Origin of the sequence: Dyadobacter sp. CY345, assembly GCF_021502725.1 — a bacterium.
GTDB lineage: Bacteria > Bacteroidota > Bacteroidia > Cytophagales > Spirosomataceae > Dyadobacter.
This window is the reverse complement of record NZ_JAKFFS010000004.1, coordinates 510,949-523,547: the sequence shown is the minus strand read 5'-3', so window position 1 is coordinate 523,547 and position 12,599 is coordinate 510,949. Positions and strand designations below refer to the sequence as shown.

Genomic DNA, 12,599 nt, shown 5'->3' with positions numbered 1-12,599 from the left:
TAAATTGCACGGCTGTTAAAAATACTTGTTGCAATCATTTTCCAAATCGTTGAAAAACACCTGTCAAAATTTCACGAAATGCCTCAATGAATGGGGGAAACGGAAAATTCCGTTTGTATTTCTTATCGACTTTTTAGCTCAAAAGCCGGTTTTCTGGCGCCTTGACGAAGTTGATCCGTCAGAGGTTTTGTATGATTTCAACGGATTCAGCAATTATAAAACAGATCTTGATTCTGAACTTAATCCAGAGTTTAATTTCCGGAAAAATCCTATTTCATTTGACCAATATCAACCGAAATTCAATTACGTTTTAAAAAACCTAAAAGCGGGAAATTCCTTTTTGGTAAATCTTTCTGTTCCAACTCCTATTGAAACAGATCTGGCGTTAAAGGATATTTTCAAGTTCAGTAATGCCCCATACCGATTTTGGCTGAAAGACCAGTTTGTATGTTTTTCCCCTGAAATATTTATCAAAATAAAAGGAAATCAAATTTCTTCATTTCCTATGAAAGGAACGATTGACGCTTCTTTTCCAAATGCCGAGAAGGTAATTCTTTCAGACCCAAAGGAAGCAGCAGAACATGCGACCATTGTTGACTTGATCAGAAATGATATTAGCATAGTCGCTGAAAAAGTGTGGGTTGAACGTTATCGCTATATTGACCCGATACAGACGCATCAAAAAACACTTTTGCAGGTGAGTTCTGAAATTGCCGGAGTTTTACCTGATGCTTTCGATGGAGAATTTGGTGATTTATTAATGAAACTACTTCCGGCAGGATCAATCAGCGGCGCTCCTAAACCGAGCACTTTGCAGATAATAAAGGATGCCGAAGGTTACGATCGTGGATATTATACCGGCGTCATGGGTTATTTTGACGGAGAAAACTTCGAAAGCGCTGTTATGATCCGCTATATAGAAAACCTGCATGGCAAACTTGTTTTTAAAAGCGGAGGAGGAATTACCGCAAAAAGCGATGCCCGAAGTGAATATCAGGAGATTATTGATAAAGTTTATTTACCCTTTGCCCATGTCCCAACCCCTGTGCTTTGAAACGATTTGTGTCAAAAATCGCCTGATTCAAAATATTGCTTACCACCAAGCCCGTTTGAATAAAACCAGGGCTGAGCTTTTTGGATTACATGATAAATGGGAGCTTTCAGAAATTATTAGCATACCTAACTTTGTTGATAATGAACCGCATAAATGCAGATTGGCCTATGCTGATCAAATTGACAATATAAAATGGGAGCGCTATATCCCTCGAACAATTCGTAAAATCAGGAAAGTTTACGACGATACGATCGATTATTCCTATAAATACAATGACCGGACTGCTCTGAATTCACTTTACGAACAACGCGAAGATGCAGATGAAATTCTGATCATAAAAAATGGAAAGGTTTCGGATACGTTATATTGTAATGTTGCATTTTTGAAAGATGGCCGATGGTATACGCCGGACACGCCTTTACTACCAGGAACTCAAAGAGCATTTCTTCTGGATTCCGGGATCATTGAAGAAGCTGAAATTTCGGAAAACGATATCCAGGCATTTGATCAAATACGATTGTTTAATGCGATGGTGAGTTGGGAAAACGCAGCGATTTTAGAAGTCAAAGTCATCCAATAAAACTTAAAAAGGTGTAGTATTGTTAATTTCAAAATTGTAAATTTGAGAAAGGCTTCCATTTTGACCTTCTAAGAATAGCTTTCCATTTTTGACTCATCTTAAATAATAGATTCAAATGAGTATTTTAATTAACCCGCGAAACGAACAGGAGGAAAAAGTTGTCCTGGATTTTTTGGATAGCTTGGCCGTTGAATACAGCACAGAAGTTGATGAGGACTGGGGGGATATTCCAGACATAGTTGTTTTTGATGTAAAGGAATCGATAAAACAAATTGAAAATGGCGAGGGAATAGACCATCACACAGTCAGAGAAACTTACAAAAAATGGCTTTAAATGTTATCTGGTCTCCTAAAGCATTGATCAATTTACACGACATACTATATTATTTGGAAAAGAGTTGGAATGATGCCGTAACCAAAGACTTCGTATACAAGAGTGAAAATATTATCCAACAAATAAGTGAATGTCCAAAATCATTCCGACAGGTTTCTTTAAACAATTCAGTGAGAGAAGCCGTCATTACTAAGCATAATCTACTCCTTTACCGCATCTAGAAAGATAAGATTTTTTTACTTGCTTTTTTTGAGACAAGACAACGTCCTAGAAAGAAAATTACAAAATAACAGCACGAAGACCAGATATATTAAGACAATTCAAGTTTGCAAAATTGATCAATAAATATATAAATAATATGAAAGTCAAGTTGTCTTTTCCTAAAACTACTTTGTTTAAATCGCATACTTCATATTCTCCTGAGCAAATCCTGGCTTCCGGTGGTGCTACTGCTTTTGGTAGAAAAACCGGGAAAAGTAATGAGACACTTATAGACTCGCTCAAAAATGCTGAACCCGCCGAGCCGTTTACAGCAGAAGAATGGGAAAAATTAATGACCCAGCTTGATGCTACCAAGTAATGAATCTTCTATTTGATACAAATATAATTCTTTCCGTTATAAGAGCTTCCGACAAGAACGGTATAATCAAGTTTCTGAATTCTGAGAACTTACCACTATATGTTTCCGTTGTTTCAGAAGCTGAAATTAAATCCATAGCGTTGCAAAACAATTGGGGAAGTAAGAGAAGAAATTTGCTTGATATTTTTTTCGACCAAGTCAACATTGTTGATGTCAACAATTTTAATGTCCATATTTACACCGAAATTGATGCTTATTCACAAATAGCTAATCCTGCATTTAAAACGTATCCTTTTGCTACACCAAGAAATATGGGGAAAAATGATCTGTGGATTGCTTCCCTTGCTGCACTTTTAGGACTTCGGTTGATAACTACTGATTCTGACTTTGATCATTTGAATAATATCTTTTTTGATGTTAGAAAAATTGACCAAAAGGATCTTTTGCCCTTTTTTAAAAGCAAGTAAACCATAATTGCCAATGACCTCCCTTTTTGAGGACGAAATCACCCTTTTTGCCGATTTGATCCTTCCAGTTCCTGTCCCAAGACTCTTCACTTACAGAGTTCCTCGGACTATGGCTGAGATGATTAAAGTGGGAGCGCGGGTAATTGTTCAATTTGGAAAAAACAGAGTTATTACCGCCGTTGTAGCCAACGTCCATTCGAATCCGCCAGCCCAGTATCAGGCAAAATATATTCTTGAACTATTGGACGACGAGCCGATTGTCACCAACCATCAGCTCGAACTTTTCAAATGGGTATCGGAATATTATTTGTGCAATATTGGTGAAGTTTTGAATGTCGCAATGCCAGCCGGTCTGAAAATAACCAGTCAATCGCGCATACAACATAACCCGGAATTCGACTACGAAGAATTATTAACTGATCAGGAACGATATATCCTGGATGAAATCAAAAAACATGCAACGCTTTCTTATGAAGAAGTTGCGAGATTAGTCAATCAGACCAATATTACTGCCATCATAAAATCGCTGGTTGGGAAACATGCGGTTATTCTTTTTGAAGAAGTTAAAGAACGATATCAGCCTAAGGTTGTAAAAAAAATACGGCTCACGGCTCCTTTTACTTCCGAAACTTCACTAATGCAACTTACGTCCTCGCTAGACAAAACGCCAAAACAGCAGGATATTTTGATGCGTTATTTAAGTCACGTTCCGGTTTATAACCACACAGAGTTAAATCAGAAAGGACTTGATAAAACAATCTTTTCCAAAGACGACGGCGTTTCAGATTCCGCTTTACAGACACTAATTAAAAAGGGTGTCTTTGAACAATTCGAGATCATTGTTTCCCGCTTTTCGGATATTCCTCTTGGATCGTCTGCCGAAGTCAATCTGAGTAAAAGCCAGCAAACTGCGTTTGAACAAATTCACCAGTCTTTTGCAGAAAAAGAAGTGGTTTTGCTTCATGGTATTACGGGCAGCGGAAAAACAGAAGTATATATTGAACTGATAAAACAAGCACTGGAAGGAGGAACCCAGGTTTTATTTCTGCTTCCAGAAATCGCGTTAACAACTCAGATCGTCGTCCGGCTTCGCAAAGTTTTCGGCGATCAAATGGGGATATATCATTCCAAATTTTCTGACAACGAGCGTGTTGAAGTGTGGAAAGGTATTCTGGATGGGAAATTCCAGTTTGTTGTGGGTGTCAGATCGGCAATATTTTTACCCTTCGATAATCTGGGATTAATTATTGTCGATGAAGAACATGAAACTTCATATAAACAACACGATCCGGCACCGCGTTATCATGCACGTGATGTTGCGGTCATTATGGCCTATATGCACAAAGCAAAAACTCTGCTTGGTTCTGCAACTCCCTCGCTGGAAAGTTATTTTCACGCAAGGAGCGGCAGGTATGGTTTGGTTGAAATGACAGAAAGATTTGGTAACGCAGCCTTGCCTTCTTTCCTGTTGGTTGATACAAAAAAAGAGAAAAAGCAGCGGACCATGAAAAACGAATTTTCATCTGTTTTGCTTGAACACCTTGAATCGAATTTAAACAATAAAGAACAAACTATATTATTCCAGAACAGGCGGGGCTATTCTCCGTACATGCAATGTGAAGAATGTAGCTGGATTTCCGAATGTAATAATTGTGATGTAAGCCTCACCTATCACATGAAAGTCCGTGAGCTGCGCTGCCATTATTGTGGTCATAAAGAAGAAGTTCCGAGAAACTGCCCGGCCTGTGGTTCAACACGTGTAAAAACGGTGGGTTACGGAACTGAAAAAATCGAAGACGAGCTACATCTATTACTACCCTCTGCCCGGGTGCAAAGAATGGATTTGGATACCACCCGCGCAAAAAATGCTTATCAGCAGATTATTCAGGAATTTGAACAAGGAGGTACCGACATATTGGTTGGAACTCAAATGGTAAGCAAAGGGCTGGATTTTGACAATGTCAGCATGGTAGGTATTTTTGATGCAGATCGAATAATCCATTTTCCTGAATTTCGTGCATCAGAACGAGCTTTTCAAATGCTCACACAGGTAAGCGGACGCGCCGGCAGAAGATCGGATAAACCGGGAAAAGTTTTAATTCAAACAGCAAATCCGGCTCAGAAAATTCTGGAAAGAATTATTCAGAACGATTATGTCGGGATGTATGAAGCTGAGATCGTTGAGCGGGAACAATTTCACTATCCTCCATTTACGAGGCTGATAAAACTTACGGTAAAACATATCGACGAAGCTACGTCTAAACGCGCTGCAACGGTTTTGGCTGAGAAATTGACGGTCAATTTGGGCAAAAGCAGAGTGCTCGGACCAGAGCCTCCGTTGGTTGAAAGAGTAAGAAATCAGTTTTTGTTCGACATTCTCATTAAACTTGAACGAGAAAAGATTAATTTTAAGGCGGCAAAGTCGTTTATACAAGAAAAAGTCATTGATATTCTAACGGATAAAACCATAAAAGGCGTCCACATCGTCATTGATGTGGATTGTGTTTAGTAAATTCATATAATACTGCAATTAACTCTATGTCTTCCAAGAAAACCAAAATTGTTGCTACCGTAGGCCCAACATCAGAAACAAAAGAAATGCTTCACGCGCTGGCTGTTGCCGGCGTAAATGTATTTCGTTTAAATTTTTCTCACGGTACACATGCAGACCACCTGGCCAGGCTCAATACCATTCGTGAAATCAATGAAGAATTCGGAATGAACCTTGCTGTTTTACAGGATTTGCAGGGTCCAAAAATCCGTATTGGTCTTGTAGCTGAAAAAGATGGCGTACTGATCGAAGCTGGAAACAAGCTAATTCTTTCGAATACAGAAGTTTTAGGTACTGCTGAAAAAGTGAGCACACCTTACGACGGAATGTATAACGACGTTAAAATCGGCGACCGTATTTTGATGGATGATGGAAAACTTGAAGTGCTGGTAACAGGAATTGAGGGAAGCGATGTTGTAACTCAGGTTGTTTACGGCGGATTGCTGAAATCTAAAAAAGGTGTAAACCTTCCGAACACGCGCGTTTCAATGCCTTCAGTAACTTCGAAAGATTACGAAGATCTTGATTTCGGACTGGAACATGATGTGGAATGGGTTGCACTTTCGTTTGTACGTACTGCTTCTGAGATCATCAAAGTAAAAGAATATATTGCCAACAAAGGTAAATTTGCGCGTTTGATCGCTAAAATTGAAAAACCTGAGGCAGTAGCAAATATTGACGAAATCATCGAAGCTGCGGATGCCATCATGGTTGCGCGTGGAGATTTGGGTGTTGAATTACCAGCGGAAGAAGTTCCGATGATCCAGAAAATGATCGTTGATAAATGTAACAAGGCCGGAAAACCGGTTATTGTTGCTACGCAAATGCTGGAAAGCATGATCGAAAGCCCTCGTGGAACACGTGCAGAGATCAGTGACGTTGCCAACTCGGTATTGGATGGTGCAGATGCGGTTATGCTTAGTGCAGAAACAGCTTCGGGAAAATATCCGTTGCTTGCTGTTGAAACAATGAGCCGTACGATCGAGAAAGTTGAAGAAAATTCAAATGCTGTTTATTTCAAACATCACGCATTTGTAAATGAAAAACCAAGCGCTAACAAACTGAATGACAACGTAGTAATGAGCGCGTGTCGTTTGGCACGTGACACTAATGCAGCTGCGATCATCGGTGTTACACGTTCAGGATATACTTCATTCCGTCTTTCACATCACCGCCCAAAAGCGAGCTTGTTGATATTCACTTCTGATAAAGTTCTGATGAACACACTGGCGCTATATTGGGGAACAAAAGTATATTTCTACGATAAAGATCAGGATGTATCAACGGATGATTTGATCGAAGACATCAAACTTTTCCTTATCGAAAAAGGTGAATTGAAAAAAGGAGATGTATTCATTAATACGCTGAGTATGCCGGTTTCCAAATCACGTAAAACCAACGCTGTTAAATTGAGCGTGGTGGAATAAGCAAAAAGTTGACATTTACAGAGAGCAGCGGAATTCAATTCCGCTGCTTTTTTAGTTTAAAACATAGTCGTAATTCGCTTATAACTAGGCATTTCAAGGTTTTGTTAAAGTATATTTTTATATTTGAGTATAGCAAATCAAAAGACTATGATCGCTTCAACTAGACCGGGTCAGGTTTTGACAGAATACTTTGACACCAATATACCCAGCGTTTTGATCCATGAAATAATTGACGGTAAACCTTTGTACAGAAAAGGTTACCGTGAGGTTTTGGCCAAAACGAAAAATGTTGAAGACATTATGGGTTCGAGTTCATTACAGTTTTTTATTATTGAATACCTTTTACGAATTCTTTTCAAAACGGTAGATTCCAGCCTATACATAATAGCCACAAATGAAGCTGGTCTTCACCTAGACAGAAGAAATAATCTGTCCGGAGATATTGCCATTTTCGATAGAGATGTCTTAACGATTAATAAGATCAATAAATATTATTCCAATGTTCCTCCAAAGATTTCTATTGAAATTGATCTTGACATTGAGTTGGAAGAATTTACGGAAACGGGTTACATTACCATAAAAACAAAAAAACTTTTAGAATTCGGCGCAGAGAAAGTAATCTGGTTTTTGACAGAATCGAAAAAAGTAATGGTTGCAACCACTACTGGCGAATGGCAGACATTTGACTGGAATATCGATGTTGAAATTCTTGACGGGATTGTTTGTAATGTGGGTGAATATCTAACGAATGAAGGCTCTGAGTTTGCATAAAAAACAAGAATTATGATCGCTTCAACCAGACCGGGTCAGGTTTTGACAGAAAACTTTGACACCAATATACCCAGCGTTTTGATCCACGAAATAATTGACGGTAAACCTTTGTACAGAAAAGGTTACCTCGAAGTTTTGGCCAAAACGAAAAATGTTGAAGACATTATGGGTTCGAGTTCATTACAGGCTTTTTTGATCACTTATCTAACAATCTGGATAGGGAAGCAAATTGACGACCGCAAGTATACTATTCTAACAAATGAAGCGGGTTTACATATTGACAATAAAAACAATCTTTCTGGCGATCTGATGATTTTCGACAACCAGATCCTGGGAATTCAAAAAATCAATAAAAAATACGCTGATGTGCCTCCAAAAATCTCGATTGAGGTCGATATTGATATAACGCTCGAAGGCGAACTATCTGAAAAAGCCTATATTTTCATAAAAACAAAAAAACTTTTAGAATTCGGCGCGGAGAAAGTAATCTGGTTTTTGACAGAATCGAAAAAAGTAGTGGTTGCAACCACTGATGCTGAATGGCAAACTTATCACTGGAACGGCGATGTTGAAATTTTGGATGGTATCACTTGTAATGTGGGTGCTTATCTAAGAGAAAAAGGTTCTGAATTTGCCTAAAAAAGTATTTCGAAAACCCATTAACGGCATGTACCTATCTCTGCCGTTTTATTTTTTTAACAATAACTAATAAAATAGTTGTAAAACTATTTTATTAGTATTACCTTTGAACATCATTATTTAAACTCCTATAAATACAACTTTTGTAGTAACATGGAAATTCGAACATTAACACGGGCTGAGGAGGAAATTATGCGAATTCTCTGGCAATTAAAAAAAGCATTTGTAAAAGATATTTTGGCCGAAATGCCTGAGCCAAAGCCTGCCTATAACACCGTATCGACGATCATCAGAATTCTCGAAAAGAAAGAGGTAGTGGGTTATACTGCCTATGGAAAAACGCATGAATATTATCCACTCATCACAGAAGAGGAATACAAGCGTTACGAAATGAAACAGTTGATGACAAATTATTTCGATAACTCACTTCCAAATCTTGTTTCGTTTTTTGTAAAAGATAACGATTTAAAGACCAAAGATCTGGATGAAATAATGAAGCTGATCAACGATCATAAAAACGAATAACCACTTCTTTTAGCCATGAAAATTCTTATAAAATAACGAAAGCCCTCCTGTATTTTTTGCTTGATGAATGTAAATGATGATAAATAGTAAAACACTGAAAATGAATTAACAAGCAAAATACAACCTAACCTTCAAACATCCGTTAGCCATGGAACTCCTGATTTACATCGGAAAAGTCAGTCTCTACTGGACGCTTTTCTATATTTGTTACTGGTTATTTCTTCGTCAGCATACTTTTTTTAAGTGGAGCCGGTACTATCTTCTCGGTTCACTAATTACCTCGCTTTTACTACCCTTCTTAATTTACCCTGATGCAGCTCCGAAGATTTCCGAGCTTTACGAAGTAACCGCAGCGCCATTCACGATAGCAGCAAATCAGGAAGTAACACCTGATCGGTTCAACTGGAAGAATATTCTCGTTATTATTTACCTGGCGGGGGCTTCTTTTATGATTTTTAAACTATATCAGAATATTCGTCAGCTTTCTGGTTTTCTGAAACAAGGAGAAAAAGTTGAACTGGAAGACTGCATCGTAATATTAATTAATTCTGACAAGGTCGGCTCATTTTCCTTTCTCAAGTGGATTGTTGTAAACCGAAATGATTATGAAAATCATTTTGACGCTATTCTCCGTCACGAAATGGTGCATATGAAACAACGCCACAGCCTGGATATTCTACTTGTCGAATGCATGAAGATAATTTTTTGGTTCAATCCGATATTGATCATCTATAAAAATTCTTTACAGGAAATACATGAATTTTTAGCTGATGCTGAGGCACCTAACCGGGAAAGTTATGCAACATTTTTGGTATCGTATGCTCTGAATGCTCCTATTGCAACGCTCACCAATCATTTTTTTAAACCATCTCAAATTAAAACCCGAATTCAAATGATCTATAAAAATCGCACTTCGAAATGGATGCTTGGCTCCTATGTATTCGCATTCGCCACCATCGGTATGGTTGCACTATTTGTAGCTGGTTGTGAGCAAAAAGAAAATAATGAGCTTTCTGAGACGATGGAAAAACTGACCGAACGTAAAAAGCCTGTCAATCTGGAAGGAAAGAAAATCTACACCGTAGTGGAGCAGCAGCCGATGTTTCCGGGTGGTGTGGAAGAGATGTATAAATTTCTGGGACGAAATATAAGATATCCGAAAGCAGCTGTCGATGCAGGTGTCACTGGACGCGTTTTCCTTTCCTTTGTTGTAACAGAAACAGGTGAAATAGGCGATATTCAGGTACTAAAAGGACTTGGGTTTGGTTGCGATGAGGAAGCAGTCAGAGCACTTTCCTTATTTCCTACATGGGAGCCAGCGAAGCAAGATGGCGTACCAGTGAATGTGCGATATAACTTGCCGATAAATTTTCAAATGGAAGAGTCAGAATCGAAAGAAAACAAACGAACCTCTCTGATCGACAAGCAGTTTGACAATAAAGACGGCTCTAAAACAACGCTGACCAAATCTGGAAGTGTAGTTCAGGAACCCGCAAAAAACAGTACCGAAAAAGTACGTATCACGGAAGCTAAAGTTGTTTACATCGTTGATGGCAAAATCGAAAAAGATCCTGATATTTTAAAGAAAATTGATCCAGCGAAGATCGAGTCGGTAAATATTTTAAAAGATCAGAAGGCGTTGGATGCTTATGGCGAAGATGGCCGTCATGGGGTAATTTCTATTATCACTAAAAAGATGTAGGAAAATGGAAACGCTGATTTATCTGGGAAAAGTGAATGTTTACTGGATCTTGTTTTATGCCTGTTATTGGTTCCTGTTCCGTAAAAATACTTTTTTTGTCTGGAACCGATGCTACCTTATCGGCAGCTTGCTCGTATCCTTTGTATTACCGTTTATTCATTTCCCTGATAACGCACGTGTAATGCCAACCGCGGTTTATGCAGTGGCAGCCATTCCAGTCTACCTATCAACACAAGAAACTGAGAAGTTTGCACTGCACTGGTCACAGTTTGTCTGGGCAATTCAGATCGTCGGAGCTTCTCTGATGTTTATTAAGTTGCTCGAAAGTTTTCGAGATTTGTTCCGGCTTATCCGGGAGGGCGAATCAATTCCAATGGAAGAACATACTTTGGTTTTATTGCCGCATAATGAAATCGGTTCATTTTCTTTTTTTAAATGGTTGGTCATAAATCACGAAGATTATGATAAACATTTCGATCCGATTCTCAGGCATGAATCTGTGCATATTCGGCAAATGCACACGCTGGACGTTCTTTTCATAGAGCTTTTGAAAGTTGCATTCTGGTTTAATCCTGTATTATGGTTTTACAAAAGGTCCTTGCAGGAAGTCCATGAATTTCTGGCTGACGAAGAGGCGCCTAACCGGGATCATTATGCCAATTTCCTAATATCCTATGCACTTTCAGCCCCGATTGTTTCACTCACAAACCACTTTTTCAACGCCTCCATGCTTAAAAGCCGGATTGTAATGATTTATAAAAACCGCAACTCACAATGGGCGTTAGGAAAATATTTCCTGATTTTTCCATTGATCGGCTTAGTAATTACACTAACTGCTGCAAGGGAAAGACTGCTTACTGCCGTAGAACGGAAAAATTTCAGCGGAATTTCTGTTAAAAATATAACAGTTGAAGGCACTGTAAAGGACGAAAGCGGAAAGGCAATTAAGTCTGCGAACGTTGTAGTTAATGGAGGATCAAAAGGGGTGTTTACAGATCTGGATGGCAGGTTTACACTTGAAGATGTTTCCGTTGGAAGTACACTTGTGGTTTCACATATTAATTATGAATCCTTTTCATTCGAAGTAAATGGCAGCGACGCTTTGAACGAAATTATTTTGCGGAAAACGGATAATGTACTTCCGGAAGTTGCAGTCAAATCAGAAAACATAGGTGGTCAAACCAGACCGTCATCAGAATCGGATCAGACTGCAAAGTTTACTGTTGTTGAACAGCAGCCTCGATTTCCCGGAGGTATGGATGCGCTAAGCCAATACTTATCCTCCACGATTGTATATCCTACCGAAGCCGCCAAAGGCAGAATCGAAGGAAAAGTTCTCGTTTCTTTCACTGTAAATGAAAATGGAGAAGTACGCGATCCAAGAATTTTAAAAGGAATCGGAGCAGGGCTGGACGAAGAAGCCGTGAGAGTTGTATCAAAAATGCCGCGCTGGGAACCGGGTATTCAAGGTGGAGAAACTGTGTCTGTTCAATATAACCTGCCTGTTAATTTTCAACTGGCAGATAAAAAACCGGCTAAATTTTACAATTATTCGAGCCCGTCAGATCAGCAGCAAACACGAGAATTTACAGGGAAAAGTGTGGGCACTCTTAACAAAAGTGAAACCAAATCCGGCGGCAGTCAGGCAATTAATTTCAGTGCAAAAAGTATGGACGCAGCCTACCAAGGCTCCAACAACACATCCGAATCCGGTGTTGGCCAATACAATGGCGGGATTCCATCACCAGGACTTAAAATTACACTTGATAAGAATCGTCCTCTTGATCCAACAAAAAAGCCTCTTTACGTACTTGACGGAAAAGTAATCGACCTTGAAGAATATAACAAGACAATGAATCCTGATAAGATAGAATCAATAAATGTATTGAAAGGCTCGTCGGCGACTTCAATTTATGGCTCAAAAGCTGAAAATGGGGTTATTATTATCAAGTCAAAGAAAAATTAACAG

12 protein-coding genes are annotated in these 12,599 nt (G+C 38.8%); all 12 read left to right on the top strand.

The features are described from left to right. The first annotated feature begins 49 nt into the window (after nt 1-49). The 12 genes from L0657_RS19560 (at nt 50) to L0657_RS19505 (ending at nt 12,596) form a co-directional block, all read left to right on the top strand. Nucleotides 50-1,054 (top strand): aminodeoxychorismate synthase component I, encoded by a 1,005-nt coding sequence (locus tag L0657_RS19560; RefSeq protein ID WP_235152442.1) that lies wholly within the window; start codon nt 50-52, stop codon nt 1,052-1,054. After that, entirely contained in the window at nt 1,032-1,634 is a 603-nt protein-coding gene (locus tag L0657_RS19555) for an aminotransferase class IV (protein ID WP_235152441.1), read from the top strand. Before L0657_RS19560 ends, L0657_RS19555 begins: the two co-directional genes overlap by 23 nt. A gap of 115 nt (nt 1,635-1,749) precedes the next feature. After that, nucleotides 1,750-1,968 carry a hypothetical protein gene (locus L0657_RS19550; protein ID WP_235152440.1) on the top strand — a complete coding sequence of 73 codons (219 nt, stop codon included), beginning with the start codon at nt 1,750-1,752 and terminating at the stop codon, nt 1,966-1,968. A 358-nt stretch (nt 1,969-2,326) separates the two neighbouring features. After that, a complete protein-coding gene (locus L0657_RS19545; RefSeq protein WP_235152439.1) occupies nt 2,327-2,548 on the top strand; it encodes a hypothetical protein in 222 nt (73 codons plus the stop codon). Further along, nucleotides 2,548-3,015, top strand: coding sequence for a type II toxin-antitoxin system VapC family toxin (locus L0657_RS19540; RefSeq protein WP_235152438.1), 468 nt, complete (start codon nt 2,548-2,550; stop codon nt 3,013-3,015). Before L0657_RS19545 ends, L0657_RS19540 begins: the two co-directional genes overlap by 1 nt. A gap of 13 nt (nt 3,016-3,028) precedes the next feature. Further along, nucleotides 3,029-5,524, top strand: a complete 2,496-nt coding sequence (priA, locus tag L0657_RS19535) for a primosomal protein N' (RefSeq protein WP_235152437.1) — start codon at nt 3,029-3,031, stop codon at nt 5,522-5,524. A gap of 29 nt (nt 5,525-5,553) precedes the next feature. Continuing rightward, nucleotides 5,554-6,993 carry a pyruvate kinase gene (pyk, locus tag L0657_RS19530; RefSeq protein WP_235152436.1) on the top strand — a complete coding sequence of 480 codons (1,440 nt, stop codon included), beginning with the start codon at nt 5,554-5,556 and terminating at the stop codon, nt 6,991-6,993. 147 nt (nt 6,994-7,140) lie between these two features. Beyond that, on the top strand, nt 7,141-7,764 hold the full coding sequence (locus L0657_RS19525) for a Uma2 family endonuclease (RefSeq protein WP_235152435.1): 624 nt from the start codon (nt 7,141-7,143) through the stop codon (nt 7,762-7,764). A gap of 12 nt (nt 7,765-7,776) precedes the next feature. Beyond that, nucleotides 7,777-8,403, top strand: a complete 627-nt coding sequence (locus L0657_RS19520; protein ID WP_235152434.1) for a Uma2 family endonuclease — start codon at nt 7,777-7,779, stop codon at nt 8,401-8,403. A 153-nt stretch (nt 8,404-8,556) separates the two neighbouring features. Then, nucleotides 8,557-8,928, top strand: coding sequence for a BlaI/MecI/CopY family transcriptional regulator (locus L0657_RS19515; RefSeq protein WP_235152433.1), 372 nt, complete (start codon nt 8,557-8,559; stop codon nt 8,926-8,928). A 148-nt stretch (nt 8,929-9,076) separates the two neighbouring features. After that, a complete protein-coding gene (locus tag L0657_RS19510) occupies nt 9,077-10,630 on the top strand; it encodes a M56 family metallopeptidase (protein WP_235152432.1) in 1,554 nt (517 codons plus the stop codon). Between the two features lie 4 nt (nt 10,631-10,634). Next, the gene (locus L0657_RS19505) at nt 10,635-12,596 is read left to right on the top strand and encodes a M56 family metallopeptidase (RefSeq protein WP_235152431.1); all 1,962 of its coding nucleotides are present in this window, start codon (nt 10,635-10,637) and stop codon (nt 12,594-12,596) included. Nucleotides 12,597-12,599: the final 3 nt, after the last annotated feature.